The organism is Acinetobacter portensis (assembly GCF_010646905.1).
GTDB classification, from domain to species: Bacteria; Pseudomonadota; Gammaproteobacteria; order Pseudomonadales; family Moraxellaceae; genus Acinetobacter; species Acinetobacter portensis.
Map to the genome: position 1 here is coordinate 2248215 of NZ_JAAARQ010000002.1, position 15085 is coordinate 2263299.

Annotated in this window: 17 protein-coding genes; 11 read left to right on the forward strand and 6 right to left on the reverse strand. The window is 35.4% G+C overall.

Annotated features, from left to right (window positions below):
• Window positions 1-79: 79 nt before the first annotated feature.
• Entirely contained in the window at window positions 80-484 is a 405-nt protein-coding gene (locus tag GTK57_RS10645; RefSeq protein WP_228720308.1) for a hypothetical protein, read from the reverse strand.
• Between the two features lie 421 nt (window positions 485-905).
• Between GTK57_RS10645 and glyA the strand changes: the two genes are divergently transcribed.
• From glyA to GTK57_RS10670, 5 genes are all read left to right on the forward strand, one after another.
• Window positions 906-2159, forward strand: coding sequence for a serine hydroxymethyltransferase (gene glyA / locus GTK57_RS10650; RefSeq protein ID WP_152875162.1), 1254 nt, complete (start codon window positions 906-908; stop codon window positions 2157-2159).
• A 162-nt stretch (window positions 2160-2321) separates the two neighbouring features.
• Window positions 2322-2726 carry a nucleoside diphosphate kinase regulator gene (gene rnk / locus GTK57_RS10655; protein WP_163123409.1) on the forward strand — a complete coding sequence of 135 codons (405 nt, stop codon included), beginning with the start codon at window positions 2322-2324 and terminating at the stop codon, window positions 2724-2726.
• 171 nt (window positions 2727-2897) lie between these two features.
• A complete protein-coding gene (locus tag GTK57_RS10660; RefSeq protein WP_163123412.1) occupies window positions 2898-3689 on the forward strand; it encodes a tellurium resistance protein in 792 nt (263 codons plus the stop codon).
• Between the two features lie 16 nt (window positions 3690-3705).
• Window positions 3706-4839: a toxic anion resistance protein gene (locus GTK57_RS10665; protein WP_152875156.1), complete on the forward strand. Its 1134-nt coding sequence runs from the start codon at window positions 3706-3708 to the stop codon at window positions 4837-4839.
• 97 nt (window positions 4840-4936) lie between these two features.
• Window positions 4937-5845 (forward strand): hypothetical protein, encoded by a 909-nt coding sequence (locus tag GTK57_RS10670; RefSeq protein WP_163123415.1) that lies wholly within the window; start codon window positions 4937-4939, stop codon window positions 5843-5845.
• A 36-nt stretch (window positions 5846-5881) separates the two neighbouring features.
• On the opposite strand, the gene GTK57_RS10675 is transcribed toward GTK57_RS10670, so the two are convergent.
• Window positions 5882-6487: a DsbA family oxidoreductase gene (locus tag GTK57_RS10675; protein WP_152875153.1), complete on the reverse strand. Its 606-nt coding sequence runs from the start codon at window positions 6485-6487 to the stop codon at window positions 5882-5884.
• A gap of 14 nt (window positions 6488-6501) precedes the next feature.
• The gene (locus tag GTK57_RS10680) at window positions 6502-7419 is read right to left on the reverse strand and encodes an NADP-dependent oxidoreductase (protein WP_163123417.1); all 918 of its coding nucleotides are present in this window, start codon (window positions 7417-7419) and stop codon (window positions 6502-6504) included.
• 232 nt (window positions 7420-7651) lie between these two features.
• Here GTK57_RS10680 and ahpF point away from each other — a divergent pair, with 232 nt between their 5' ends.
• Window positions 7652-9217, forward strand: coding sequence for an alkyl hydroperoxide reductase subunit F (ahpF, locus tag GTK57_RS10685; RefSeq protein WP_152874402.1), 1566 nt, complete (start codon window positions 7652-7654; stop codon window positions 9215-9217).
• A 246-nt stretch (window positions 9218-9463) separates the two neighbouring features.
• Here ahpF and GTK57_RS10690 read toward each other — a convergent pair whose 3' ends face one another.
• Together GTK57_RS10690 and trhP are read right to left on the reverse strand one after the other, a co-directional pair.
• Window positions 9464-9721: a YfhL family 4Fe-4S dicluster ferredoxin gene (locus tag GTK57_RS10690; RefSeq protein ID WP_152875149.1), complete on the reverse strand. Its 258-nt coding sequence runs from the start codon at window positions 9719-9721 to the stop codon at window positions 9464-9466.
• Between the two features lie 9 nt (window positions 9722-9730).
• Window positions 9731-11140 (reverse strand): prephenate-dependent tRNA uridine(34) hydroxylase TrhP, encoded by a 1410-nt coding sequence (trhP, locus tag GTK57_RS10695; protein ID WP_163124731.1) that lies wholly within the window; start codon window positions 11138-11140, stop codon window positions 9731-9733.
• 189 nt (window positions 11141-11329) lie between these two features.
• Here trhP and GTK57_RS10700 point away from each other — a divergent pair, with 189 nt between their 5' ends.
• From GTK57_RS10700 to arsH, 4 genes are read left to right on the forward strand one after another with little or no spacing between them, the layout of a single operon-like run.
• On the forward strand, window positions 11330-11653 hold the full coding sequence (locus GTK57_RS10700; protein WP_163124734.1) for an ArsR/SmtB family transcription factor: 324 nt from the start codon (window positions 11330-11332) through the stop codon (window positions 11651-11653).
• Between the two features lie 13 nt (window positions 11654-11666).
• Window positions 11667-12140 (forward strand): arsenate reductase ArsC, encoded by a 474-nt coding sequence (locus GTK57_RS10705; protein ID WP_163123420.1) that lies wholly within the window; start codon window positions 11667-11669, stop codon window positions 12138-12140.
• Between the two features lie 18 nt (window positions 12141-12158).
• The gene (arsB, locus tag GTK57_RS10710; protein ID WP_152875177.1) at window positions 12159-13199 is read left to right on the forward strand and encodes an ACR3 family arsenite efflux transporter; all 1041 of its coding nucleotides are present in this window, start codon (window positions 12159-12161) and stop codon (window positions 13197-13199) included.
• Window positions 13200-13904, forward strand: a complete 705-nt coding sequence (gene arsH, locus GTK57_RS10715) for an arsenical resistance protein ArsH (protein ID WP_152875145.1) — start codon at window positions 13200-13202, stop codon at window positions 13902-13904.
• 30 nt (window positions 13905-13934) lie between these two features.
• On the opposite strand, the gene GTK57_RS10720 is transcribed toward arsH, so the two are convergent.
• Window positions 13935-14366 (reverse strand): Cd(II)/Pb(II)-responsive transcriptional regulator, encoded by a 432-nt coding sequence (locus tag GTK57_RS10720; RefSeq protein WP_152875143.1) that lies wholly within the window; start codon window positions 14364-14366, stop codon window positions 13935-13937.
• Window positions 14367-14444: 78 nt separating this feature from the next.
• On the opposite strand from GTK57_RS10720, the gene GTK57_RS10725 reads away from it, so the two are divergent.
• Complete coding sequence (locus tag GTK57_RS10725) at window positions 14445-15074, forward strand: cation transporter (protein WP_152875142.1); 630 nt, start codon at window positions 14445-14447, stop codon at window positions 15072-15074.
• Window positions 15075-15085 lie beyond the last annotated feature (11 nt).

Consider the following 15085-nt stretch of genomic DNA (forward strand, 5'->3'; position numbering starts at 1 on the left):
AAAGAATTAGTAATTCTGTTGAATTTAACATTATCGTTTGTTCAGTGACAATTGAATGAGGGAACATTGAAACGATTTTTTATTTATATGCTGAAATAATGTTTTGATAGTCTATTTTTAATTCTGAACTAGAGATTAAACCTTTATATAGATGTAGCGGAATACCATCTTCTTTATCGACCAATTTAATGGCTTGAGTACCATCTCTATATTCAAAAATGGCACATGGCATTTTGTCTTTGTCTAAAATAATGAATCTTTTTTGTTTAATCGCGACATCAAAATCTATAAAAGTTTGTTTAAGTAATCTTAGGAATGAACTTTCATTGGTGCTGAGTAAATTTAATTCACGAATTCTATCGCTATCTGTTTGGTGAAAACTTTTGAGTTGTAATTTTTGTTGATGAGTTAGTGGGCGATAATATGAGCGCTTCTTTTGCTGATAGGTAGGTTTGCTGATTAAGCCTCTTGTGAAAAAGCCCAATATAAAACCGAGTATTAACAGAATAAGCGCATACATGATTTTTTAATCAAAGTAAAAATTAGAATATAGCTTATGAAAACAATGACTTCAATTTTATGTTTGAATCTTTGGTCTAAACTAGAATTTTTGTCTTAAAATTGAATTTGTTTAATAAATATCTAAACAGAATAAAGCCGTTTGGGTGATTGCTCATCATTATGTTTTTTTGCAAAATTATATTTTGATGATTTAAATCAATATTTCAAAACTTCAATATCATTTCAATAAGTTGTTTTTACTTAAAATGAGATTTTTTTTGAAAACATACGTAAATTTTATGTAAAAGTGAGCAAAGTTCATTCTCAAAATTTATAAACTTCATGCTACACTATGCGCCAATCTTAGCACGGCTTAAAAGCCCTAATTTAATAGGACCTCGCTAATGTTTGCCAATATCTCAGTTGCTGAATTTGATCCAGAAATCGCGAAAGCTATTACTCAAGAAGATGCTCGCCAAGAAGCGCACATCGAGTTAATTGCTTCAGAAAACTATTGCTCACCAGCAGTAATGGAAGCTCAAGGATCAAAACTTACAAACAAATACGCAGAAGGCTACCCAGGCAAACGCTACTATGGCGGTTGTGAATACGTAGACGTTATCGAACAATTGGCAATTGACCGTGCTAAAGAACTCTTTGGTGCAGATTACGCTAACGTTCAACCACATGCAGGTTCACAAGCGAACTCAGCAGTTTACTTAGCACTTCTTAACCCAGGCGACACAGTTTTGGGTATGAGCCTTGCTCACGGTGGTCACTTGACTCACGGTGCAAAAGTAAGCTTCTCTGGTAAAACTTACAACGCAATTCAATACGGTTTAAACCCAGAAACAGGTGAAATCGATTATGAAGAAGTTGAACGTTTAGCTGTAGAACACAAGCCACGTATGATTGTTGCAGGTTTCTCTGCGTACAGCCAAATTGTTGATTGGCAACGTTTCCGTGATATCGCGGACAAAGTTGGCGCTTACCTATTTGTAGATATGGCTCACGTAGCTGGTCTAGTTGCTGCTGGCGTTTACCCAAGCCCAGTTCAAATTGCTGACGTAACGACAACGACAACGCATAAAACGCTTCGTGGTCCACGTTCTGGTTTAATCCTTGCGAAAGCAAACGAAGAAATCGAGAAAAAATTACAGTCTGCTGTATTCCCAGGTAACCAAGGCGGTCCATTAGTACACGCTGTTGCTGCTAAAGCTATTTGCTTCAAAGAAGCAATGGCACCTGAATATAAAGCTTACCAACAACAAGTTGTTATTAATGCTCAAGCGATGGCTGAAGTATTAATTGCACGTGGTTATGAAGTTGTTTCTGGTGGTACGAAAAACCATTTATTCTTATTGTCTTTAATTAAACAAGACATTACAGGTAAAGAAGCTGATGCTTGGTTAGGTGCTGCTCACATCACTGTGAACAAAAACTCTGTACCAAACGATCCACGTTCTCCGTTTGTGACTTCAGGTATCCGTATTGGTACACCTGCTGTGACAACTCGTGGTTTTGGTGAAGCAGAAGTACGTGACCTTGCAGGTTGGATCGCTGACATCTTAGATGCGAAAGGCGATGAAGCTGTAATTAACGCTGTTAAAGCGAAAGTTGAAACTGTTTGCGCTAAATTCCCAGTTTACGCTAACTAATTTCTACTTGAGAAAAGCCCCCTCAAGGGGGCTTTTTTTATTGCTATTAAAAAATGAAAAGTTAACTCATCTTTGTTATTTCTGATATAAAAGAATGAGAGATAACAATAAATTTATTGGCTGTTATGAATTTAGCTTTATAAAATTATAGGAACATATTCAATGTCAAAACCCAATATTATTCTTTCAGAACAAGACTTACATCGTTTAGAAACCATGTTGGAACATCAAAATGAATTAACGCCAACAATGAAACATCTAGAAGATGAATTAGCACGTGCTGAAGTTGTTGCACCAAAAGATGTACCTGCCAATGTGGTGAGTATGAATGCTAAGGTTTTGATTACGCTTGCACCATCAATAGAAGCAACCGAAGTTACTTTGGTTTACCCACATGACTTTAACGGTGAAAAAGGTCAGTTGAATGTTGTTGCACCTGTAGGTGCTGCAATTTTAGGATTATCGGAAGGTCAAGAAATAGAATGGCCTCAACCAGATGGTCACATTATGAAAGTAAAAATTGAAAAAATTCTTTATCAACCTGAGCGTGAAGGTGATTATTTATAATCATCATTTAAGGTTTAGAAGAAAAAGCCATGTATAAACATGGCTTTTTTATGCAAAGAATATATGTAATAAAAGTATGAAGTTAAATAGAATATTTAATTGCAAAAACGCCACAAACTCATATGATAGATTCAGTACTATAAAGTGATGTATTTATGAGCATTTTGAATCATGTCGCAAATTGATATCTTAGTTCCAATAAAAGAAATTAGGGTTGATCGAAATGATGTGTTATTAATTAAGCGCAATGATTTAGTGCCACTTTTAAATGATCAATATAAACTGAATCATTATGCAGACTCGATTATTCAAGCTCAATCTGTACTATTAAACGGTGTGGATCCAGAGTTAACCTATCAACTGAGCCAAACGATTGAACAATTAATTCAGATTTTAGCGAGTTCTAAAAAGCATTTAAATAAACGTAAATTTAATGCATTGCAAAAATGGTTGGGTATAGATATAGAGTATGGTTCAAGCCAAATTGAATATTATAAAAATCTCGATTCATTGCTGGATCGAGCAAATCATTTAAGTCAAAAATTACAACTTGAAATTCAAAAATCACAAGCACGTTTTCAGCAGTTGATTGGTTTACGTGAGCAAATGTCGAAATATATTGTTGCTGCCGAAGAATTTCTAGTGGAATATCCTAGTTTTGTGACTCATGTACATCCTTTAGATAATTTTTCTGAACGGTTATCTAAGAAAATTAATACCTTGCAAACACTTCAAGTTAGTAATGATATTGCAATTACACAAATGCAATTATCACAACAGCTTTCATTTGGTTTATTAGATCGTTTTAAAGAAGCACAGCAAGTCTTAATTCCTGCTTGGCAATATCATGTCAAACAAAGCCAACAAAGTAACTCGACAATTGAACTAGAAAAGCTTGATAATAGTCGAGAAATTTTAATTAAAAACTTAAAAAAATCATTAGAGAAACCCTCTAATTCATAATGTTATTAGGTGAAATATGACAAATTCTGAAAATAAAGTTGTTGCTGTCGAAATGCCAATTGAACAAGTTGAACAAAAATTTCAGCAATTGAATTTGCAAGAAATTGGTTTACAAGTTACAGATTTCAACGAGGTACTTGCAGCACAAAAAGAACTTTCAGATTTAAGTCACAATTCTGTTGCTGAATATGGGAAGAATATTGCAACTAAAACATCAACATATACAGATGAATTACTCAATCTTGTGCAAAATAAAGATTTAGATGCAACAGGGCAAAAGTTGAATCAAGTGGTTCAAGTTGCACAGCAATTAAATACATCGAGCATTCTAAATAAAGCTAAAAGTTCAGGCTTTTTAGGCAGTATCTTTAATAAATTGAAAGGTGCTAAACAAAATTTCGATCATCATTTTAATAGTACCAAAGAACAAATTGATGCTTTGGTCAAGGAAATTGAAACTTCACAAAATGGTTTGAAAGCACGTGTAAGCACTTTGGATAAAATGTTTGATGGTGTTCAAGATGAATATAAGCAACTTGGTATTTATGTTGCTGCGGGTAAATTAAAGGAACAAGAACTTCAACAGGAAATTGCAACGTTAACCAATCAAACTCAAAATCAAACCACCACGCAAAAAATTTACGACCTCAATCATATTGCGAATAATTTAGAAAAGCGTGTCAGCGATTTACAAATTTTACAGCAATCTGCAATGCAAACTTTGCCGATGATTCGTATTATTCAGTCGAATAACTTAATGTTGGTCGACAAGTTTTATGCAATAAAAAACATTACTTTACCTGCATGGAAAAACCAAATTAGTTTGGCAATTTCATTGCAAGAGCAAAAAAATAGCGTACAACTTGCCAATACAATTGATGATGCGACTAATGATTTACTAAAACGTAATGCAGACTTATTACATCAAAATTCTGTAGATACCGCAAAAGCGAATCAACGTTCAGTTATTGATATTGAAACGCTTGAACATGTACAAAATACGCTGATTAAAACCGTAAATGACGTGATTCAAATTCAGAAAGAAGGTGTGCAAAAACGTGAGGAAGCAAGTGATCGTTTACGTACTTTGCAGAATAATTTGAATCAATTGGTTCTTGAATCGAGTTCAAGTGACTCTAAAAAGTCTTAAAACTGTATCTTCTAAAATTGAGTTTCAGTGGTTCTTTAGGGATCAGTTTTAGAATGTTTTTAGCTTGATGTTTTATAGGTCACTTTAGGAGTTTAATTTGCCTCCCTTAGATGAATATGCTTTAAATCCTCAACAGATTGAACAAGGTGTTGCTGTACTCAAAAAACGTCAAAGAAACTTGATGTTACTTACCATGGTTTCATCGACCATTTTTATTGCATCTGTTCTTTCAGTATTTGTGCAACACGATTTAGTGTATGGTTTTTTGGGCTTATCGAGTGAAATAAAGCAACTTCATCTTGTACCTAGTTTGAACGTAAATACTGACCATTCAACAGATTATTTCTTGAGTTTATTGTCTTGGTTTGGTTGGTTTGTACTTAAAGTTTTTGTTTCGTTTATTGGATCTTTTTTCGTTATTCATTTTTTGAAAAAAATTAGATTTTTTTATGTTCGCTTTCAATCTTTTATTTTGAAGTTTGTAGGATGGCTCATTGCATTCATTTTACTTTGGTCAAGTTTGACTTATGTGCAATACGATGGTGGCAATCAACAAGCAAATGCTATCGAAAAAATGGTTAAATATGAAAGTCATATTCAAGAAAGTGAGATTGCACAATATTTAAAAAATGCTGAACTTCCTCAAGCTGTGAATGATTATTTATTGGCGCAAACTGCTTTATTACATAAACCTGCCGATAAAGCATTGGCGATGGTTCATACGCAAAGATTAGTGAATGCTGAAAAAAGTGATAGCAAATTTTTAGAATATGGTTTTAAGCCAGAACAACTGTGGACATTGCAAAATCAGCTGTATGGAAAAACGATAACACCACTTGCAAAAAGTGTAGATCAAGAAGCGCATAAGGCTGAAATTTTTTCTAAATATGCTCAAATTTTTATATATGTCATTATGAGTCTTTCATTTATTGTTAGTTTAATTTTATATGCTTTGGCATCTAGATTAAAAAAACGTACCCTTAGAATTGAACATAGAATGTTTTAATCTAAGTATTAAAAAAGCCCCGAAAGGGGCTTTTTCTTAGCTAATTTTGAGTAAATTTTGTAAGGCTGATGTTGAGCCATCAAGTTCATAAATTTCATCATCGACTAAATAATAAGGCGTAGGATGACTGGGTAAAAGGGCGATGCGCTGTTGAATATCTTGCAGTTGTTGCACGGTATCTTTGGTATGAATGTTGCGCAAAATTTTAGTTGCATCTAAGCCTGCACCATCAATGATTTCTTTCATAATTTCAGGTTTAGATATATCTAAACCACGGACGAAATTTGCGTGAAATATCGCTTGAGTGAGTGCAAATTGATCGAAGCGATGGTCAACGGCTAAAATTGCCTGATGAGCAAGTGTGCTATTTGGCATATGTTTCATATGTTCTAAATCAATCACTAAATCTTGCTCATATGCCGCAAATTTCACTTCATCAAATTTTTTGGAACTTGCATCAGTACCATATTTATCTTTCAAATATTTAAGAATATCTAAGCCATCATTTGAAATTTCTGGAAGCATTTTTACAGGTAGCAATTCAACTTGATGTAAATTTGGTTGATCCCATGTTTTTTTCAGTTGTTGAAATGCGATATAGCTAAAAGGGTAGACGACATCAAATACAAATTCAATTTTCATGATGTTCATGCTCCTTATGAAATAATCACAACTAATTTGCCAGATAAACGTCCCGATTCACTTTTTACATGTGCATCAGCGACATTTTGAAAATCATAGACTTGGTCAATTACGGCTTTAATTTTTCCTGCTTCAATGAGTTGATGTACTTCATTCGTTGAGTTTTTTTGAACGCCACGCATAAAATTAAATGTTCGATTTTGCATTGCACTTTGAAATTGAGCACTTTCATCTGAAACAAGCGAAACTAATGTACCGTCAGATTTTAATAAATCCCAAGAATCAATTTGAGTTTGTCCGCCAATGCTGTCAAGAATCAGGTCAAAATCTTTTGTTAATGTTGTCAGTGCTGTTTTGCTGTAATCAACAACTTCATCTGCGCCTAATTGTTTTGCTAATTCAACATTACGTGTAGATACCGTTGTGGTGACATGCGCACCAAAGCTTTTTGCAATTTGTATGGCTGCTGTACCCACACCACCAGCACCTGCATGTATTAAAACTTTTTGATTATTTTGAATATTACCTACAGTTTTTAAAGCGGAATAAGCAACTTGAGAACCACTTGGTAAACTTGCTGCTTCTCTAAAGTTTAAAAACTCAGGAATGATTTGTGCGTTGTCTGCATCTATTAGGGCATATTCTGCATATGCATGTTGTGTTCGACCATATACTTTATCGCCAACTTTTAAATGTTTAACGTCATTGGCTACTTCAGTCACAATGCCCGAAAGTTCTGAACCTAAAATGAAAGGAAGTGGTAGGGGAATAAATGCTTTCATTGCACCGCTACGTAATTTCCAATCGATTGGGTTAATACCAAATGCTTTCACTTGTACAAGCACTTGTCCTGCTTGAATTTTAGGCTGATCAACATCTTGAATTTGTAGAACATCTGCTGCGCCATATTGGCTGAATTGTATTGCTTTCATTTTATTTTTTCACTCAAGGATTTAAATTTACTTTAGCTTTTACCTTTGCTGAAAGACAGGTTCAGCAATGCAAAGGACTGTTGCAAAAAAGATACTGAGTGAAAATAGATGATTTAAATTTACTATCCAAAAAACCGATTATTAGCATAAAAACAAACTGTTTCACCTATTTAATGGTTTGTTCTATGATTCTCTCATCAAATAAACATTTACTCCTTTGGAGACGTTAGCAATGTTAGATCAAAATACTTCAGCTCAATTAAAAACACTTCTTGAACGCCTTGAAAGCCCTATCGAAATTGTCGCTACTTTAAATGGCTCTGACAAATCAGACAAAATTAAAGAATTGGTTTCAGAAATCGCTGCGCTTTCTGATCAAGTGACTGCTCGTTTTGACGGTACGAATGCTCGTGCGCCAAGTTTTGGTATTGCAAAAGTAGGTGAACAACCACGTGTAAACTTTGCAGGTTTACCGATGGGTCATGAGTTCACATCTTTGATCTTGGCATTGTTACAAGTTTCAGGTTATGCACCAAAAGTATCTGACGATGTTTTAGCTTCTATCAAAGCTTTAAACTTAACAGCTGACTTTGATGTATTTGTATCTTTAAGCTGCCATAACTGCCCTGATGTTGTTCAAGCGCTTAACTTAATCGCAATTAACAACCCAGGTACAACAGCAACCATGATTGATGGTGCATTCTTCCAAGATGAAGTTGAAGAACGCAAAATCATGGCGGTTCCAATGTTATTCCAAAACGGTGAACACATTGGTCAAGGTCGTATGACTTTAGAAGAGATCATTGCAAAATTAGATACAAACTCTGCTGCAAAAGATGCTGAAAAATTAAATGCCAAAGAAGCATTTGATGTATTGGTGATTGGTGGTGGCCCTGCAGGTAACACATCTGCAATCTATGCTGCTCGTAAAGGCATTCGTACTGGTATCGTGGCTGAACGTATGGGCGGTCAAGTGATGGATACGATGGACATCGAAAACTTCACGTCAGTTCAAAAAACACAAGGTCCTAAGTTTGCTGCTGAAATGGAAGCACACGTTCGTGAATATGGTGTAGACATCATGAACCTACAACGTGTATCTGACATTAAAGGTGCAGATCAAACAGCCAATGGTTTAGTTGAAGTCACTTTAGAAAACGGTGCCAAACTTGAATCTAAAACTGTGATTCTTTCGACAGGTGCACGTTGGAGAGAAATGAACGTTCCGGGTGAACAAGAATATCGTACACGTGGTGTAGCTTACTGCCCACACTGTGATGGTCCATTGTTCAAAGGTAAACGTGTTGCTGTGATTGGTGGTGGTAATTCAGGTGTAGAAGCTGCGATTGACCTTGCAGGTATTGTTGAACATGTAACACTTGTTGAGTTTGATACAAAACTTCGTGCTGACCAAGTGCTTCAAGATAAATTAAACAGCTTGCCAAACACCACTGTAATCAAAAATGCGTTATCTACAGAAGTGGTTGGTGATGGTTCACAAGTGACTGCACTGAAATACAAAGACCGTGCAACAGATGAAATTAAAACGGTTGAACTTGCTGGTATCTTTGTACAAATTGGTTTGTTACCAAACACCGATTTCTTAAAAGAAACAGCTGTTGAACTTTCAAACCGTGGTGAGATTGTAATTAACGAACGCAACGAAACCAATGTACAAGGTGTGTTTGCTGCAGGTGACTGTACAACAGTTCCGTACAAACAAATCATCATTGCAACAGGTGAAGGCGCGAAAGCATCGTTATCTGCTTTTGATTACATTATTCGTAGTGGTCTTTAAGTTTTGAAATAGGAGAGGTCAAAGCGTCCCCAAACACTTTGACCTCTTAACTGCTTAAACATATTTTTCTGTTTTGGGAACTTTGGATGCTAACACCAAAGTTCCCTTTTTTTATTTTAAGTTAGAAATTCAAGGTGTTCCCCAAACACCTTGAATTTATCCCTTATATCTTTTTGTTCTTTTGCTTTTAGTTGTTTTCCCTCTGGTTATTATCTTTTAAAGCAATATATATGCCATGCATTAAATTTATGGTGTACTGAATAAATTCAATGCCTTAAACTTAATTTCTAACTGTTCTTGTGTTTCTATATGCTCAGGATGAGGAATAATGCACTCAATTGGACATACAGAAACACAAGTTTGATGATCATAAAAACCAACACATTCAGTGCAACGATCTACATCAATTTCATAGACCTTTGAACCTTCATAAATGGCATCATTGGGACATTCGGGTAAGCACATGTCGCAATTGATACATTTGTCAGTTATGAGCAACGCCATGTTAAAATCCTAAACCGCTTGATAAGCCAAAGACGATGCTGAAATATCAGCAGTAGAATTTGGTAGGTTGCGAATAAGAAGGGCGAAGTTCATATCAACATCTGCAGGTACAGGAATATCTACGATATGACCTGAACCTTTTGCATCTTCAATGGAGTTGCCTTTCTTGTCTAAAATCTCAGTAAGAGTAAATGTAATATTGCCTGATGTGGTCATTAGCTCTAAAGAATCACCCACAACAAAGCGGTTCTTCACATCAATTTTGATGTAATTACCATTGCGTTCTAAAACTTCACCACAAAATATTTGATGATCGAAACTTGAAGAACCATTTTCATAGTTTTGATATTCAGTATGCACATGGCGACGCAAGAAACCTTCGGTATAACCACGATTTGCCAAACCTTCAAGTTGTGTCATAAGCGCAGGATCAAATGCTTTGCCTGATAGTGCATCATCAATTGCTTTGCGATAAATTTGAGCGGTACGAGCGCAGTAGAAATATGACTTTGTGCGACCTTCAATTTTTAATGAATGAATGCCCATTTTTGCTAAGCGATCAACATGTTGAACTGCACGTAAATCTTTTGAGTTCATGAAATATGTGCCGTGTTCATCTTCTTCTGCGGCAAACATATCTTCTTCATTACGTTGTAAAAGCACAGGTTCATTAAATTGATTTTGTGCCATCATGTGTTGTTCATCGGCATCTGCTTGAGAACCCGAACATCCACAACTTGAATTTTCTTCAATTTGTTTTACAGGAATCACATCACCTGTTTCATCTTCTTTAGCATCGTGAATTTGATACTCCCAACGGCATGCATTTGTACATGCGCCTTGGTTAGCATCACGTTTATTCATGTAGCCTGAAAGTAGGCAACGACCTGAATATGCCATACATAATGCGCCATGTACGAAAACTTCAATTTCCATATCGGGTACATTATTTTTAATTTCTTCAATTTCTTCGATAGATAATTCACGTGACAAAATAACGCGAGTTAACCCCATATTTTTCCAAAACTTTACTGTTGCCCAGTTTACGGCATTGGCTTGTACAGAAAGGTGAATATCAACATCTGGAAAATTTTCACGAGCCATCATAATTAAGCCTGGATCGGACATAATTAATGCATCGGGTTGCATAGCCACAACAGGTTCTAAGTCACGAATGAAGTTTTTTAATTTTGAATTATGTGGCTGAATATTGACAACAACATAGAATTTTTTACCTAATTCATGTGCCTCTTTAATACCAATGGCTAAATTGTCATGGTCAAAAGCATTATTTCGAACACGTAGGCTGTAACGGGGTTGTCCTGCATAAACAGCATCTGCTCCATAGGCAAAAGCGTAGCGCATATTTTTAAGTGAGCCAGCAGGAGAAAGTAGTTCAGTTACGTGGGAAATGGTCATGTCTAAAAAAGGCATATAAGTAATATGGCTTAATTGTATGAATTTAGAAAAAAGATTCAACCTAGTAAAAAGCTCGGATTTATATCTTTTTAAATCATATTCTTAATTTAGTTTAAGTTTTTATTTATAGAAAATTAAAATGATTCAATGTAACATATGTGAATATACGGATATTCATATATGTTACTCATGACTCAAATAGAATTTTTTAAGTGTCTGTCAGATGAAACACGGTTACATATTCTTTTGCTCATCATTAAGCAAGGGGAAAGATGTGTGTGTGATTTGACCGCAGCTTTAGATTTAAGCCAACCTAAAATTTCGCGGCATCTTGCACTATTAAGAAGTACGAAAATTTTGCAAGATCGACGAGAAGGACAGTGGGTTTACTATCGTTTACATGACAATTTATCGACATGGTGTTTTGAAATTTTAAACATTATTTCAGCACAGAATCTGCAATTTAATAATGCAGATTTATTTAAATCGAATGTAAATAGTTGCTGTAATTAAGTGAGGTAAATACATGAATATATTGTTTTTATGTACAGGAAATAGTTGTCGAAGTATTTTGTCTGAAGCGCTATTTAATGCTCAAGCACCTGTAGGGTATTGCGCATGTAGTGCAGGGAGTCAGCCTTCTGGAAAAGTACATCCTCTTACGATTAAAACTTTAGAAAATTTGCATATAAATACTCAAAATTTAAGGAGTAAAAGTATGCAGGATTGTGAGCCATTTAATCCTGAAATTGTGATTACAGTATGTAGTTCTGCTGCTCAAGAGGCTTGTCCTTTGTATTTAGGGAAAGCGTTAAAAGTGCATTGGGGATTGGATGATCCTTCACATTTAGATTTGCCTGAGCAAGAAAAACTACAAGCATTTCAAATGACGGTTGCTCATATTCAACGACGTTTTAATGCTTTTTTTGCCCTAGATTTAGCAAAATTATCTCGTGAAGAATTGAGTAAAGAAATGCAGAAAATTGCAGAAATGATTTAACTTAAAATTAAAAATATGATGACTACAAAAAAGCTTTCGTTCTTAGATCGGTATTTAACACTTTGGATTTTTATTGCGATGGCAGTTGGTGTCGCTATTGCTGTTTTCTTTCCAAAAATATCTGGGCAAATGCAAAATATGCATGCAGGATCGGTCAATTTGCCAATAGCGATTGGTTTGATACTCATGATGTATCCGCCACTTGCAAAAGTAGATTATAAATCTTTGCCAAAAGTCTTCGAAGATAAAAGAACATTAATACTTTCACTGGTGCAAAATTGGCTTATTGCACCTTGTTTAATGTTTGCTTTAGCACTTATCTTTCTACAAAACTATCCTGAATATATGACAGGACTAATTCTTATTGGTCTTGCACGCTGTATTGCAATGGTATTGGTGTGGAATGATTTGGCATGTGGAGATAATCAATATGTTGCAGCCTTAGTCGCATTTAATAGTATCTTTCAAATTCTATTTTTTAGTAGTTATGCATGGCTCTTCTTAAGTTTTTTACCCCCGTATTTTGGTGTTGATGGTCAAATTATTCGCATTAATTTTTGGACAATTTCTAATGCAGTTTTAATCTATTTAGGGATTCCATTTTTACTTGGTTTTATTACACGATTCATTCTTGTAAAAGAAAAAGGGCTTCAATGGTACCAAGACAGCTTTATTCCTAAAATTAGTCCCATCAGTTTAATTGCATTGTTATTTACTATTGTTGCGATGTTTAGTTTAAAGGGTGCAGATGTAATTGGCTTGCCTTTTGATGTAATGCGCATTGCAATTCCCTTAACACTCTACTTTGTCATTATGTTCTTAATGAGTTTCTTTATGAGTCGGTGGATGGGGAATAATTATGCAAAAACCACTGCTATTTCATTTACTGCCGCAGGAAATAATTTCGAGCTGGCATTAGCTGTTGCCATTGCTACATTTGGCATTGCATCGCCTGTTGCATTTACCACAATTATTGGACCATTGGTTGAAGTTCCTGTGCTTATTTTATTGGTAAGCGTGTCTTTGTTATTAAAAAAGAAATATTTTTCTGAGGTTTAAATGTCATTTGAAAATATAGACTTAGATTTGCTTGAAACACCAAAATTTGAACAAATTCAAGCGAAAGTGTTGGAACATCCTCCTCGAATATTATTGCTTTATGGTTCAAACCGAGAGCGTTCATATAGTCGTTTAGCAGTACTTGAGGCAGGAAAAATTCTTGAGCATTTTGGCGCAGAAGTGAAAATTTTCCATCCTAAAGGTTTGCCTTTACCTGAAGATGCGGAAATAACACATCCAAAAGTTCAAGAGTTACATGAATTATTGGCTTGGGCAGAGGGGATGGTCTGGTGTTCTCCAGAACGTCATGGTGCAATGAGTTCCATCTTTAAAGCACAAATAGATTGGATTCCATTAGCCGCAGGTGCAATTCGTGCGACACAAGGGAAAACATTAGCACTTATGCAGGTGTGTGGTGGCTCTCAATCGTTTAATAGTTTAAATCAGATGCGTGTTTTAGGACGTTGGATGCGGATGATCACCATCCCCAATCAATCATCTATTCCAAAAGCATTTTTAGAGTTTGAGGAAGATGGACGAATGAAAGCATCTAGCTTTTATGATCGGATTGTTGATGTGATGGAAGAGTTATATAAGTTTACTTTGCTGACACGTGGTCAAACAGATTATTTAACAAATCGTTATTCTGAGCGTAAGGAATCTGCTGAAGAGTTATCGAAGCGTGTTAATCAGAAATCGATCTAACGAATTCAAGCATATCGTTATTTGTCGTATTTAGGCATTTGAAGTGTCTGCTTCAAGTTGCTTTAAAATTTGACAATCATCTACGGTGGTTTGTGTAGAGCAAGATTGTCTGAGTTGTTGTAGTTGCATTTGAAATTTTTGTAATTCAGCAATTTTGCTTTCTACATGATGTAGATGTTCATCAATTAAATTATTCACTACGCAGCAATCTTGTTTTGGATTTTGCTCAAGTTCTATTAAATAATCTATTTCTTTTAATGTCATATCTAAGGCGCGACAGCGTTTAATAAAAACAAGTCGTTTTAGGGCATCATCATGATAATAGCGATAATTATTGTCGCCACGAAAACTAGGCTGAACTAAATTTTTCTTTTCATAAAAGCGAATAGTATCTGCACTTAGTCCTGTTTTTTGGACTAAATCTTTCATTAAATATTCATTCGCAGAATTTATTGTGTTCATAGGCTTGACCTTGGAGTTACTCCATAGTTTTGAATCAGCATAATACAAAATATCTGAATATTTATAGAGGTTGTGTAAATGGCATGTTCTTGCAGTTGTGAGCCAGCACCGCAAAAGCCAAATAGTAAATTCCGTACCGCATTATGGATTGCTCTTATTATTAATGCAGCAATGTTCTTTGTTGAGTTGGCGGGTGGGGCATATGCACATTCATCTTCACTTTGGGCAGATTCCTTAGATTTCTTTGGTGATGCTGTGAATTATGGTGTATCGCTTGCTGTATTGAGTGCAAGCTTGTATTGGCGCGCAACAGTGGCTTTGGTAAAAGGCATTGTGATGGCGACTTTTGGTTTTGTTGTTATTGGTAAAGTAATTTACGCCTACGTGCTTGGAATTCCACCTGAAGCAATTACTATGGGTGCAATTGGTATTTTAGCCTTAGTTGCAAACGTGATTTCAGCTATTGTTTTATATGCGTTCAGAGATGGCGACTCGAATATGCAGTCAGTTTGGTTGTGTAGCCGTAACGATGCTATTGGTAATGTCGCAGTTATTTTAGCGGCTGTTGGTGTATTTGGTACAGGTAGCATGTTGCCCGATTTAATTGTTGCGGTCATTATGGCAGGACTTGGTTTGGTTGGTGGTTATCAGGTGATTACACGAGCGCAAAATGAAAGAAAAATGAATCAGCGCTTAGAAGTAAATTAAATTTATATTTG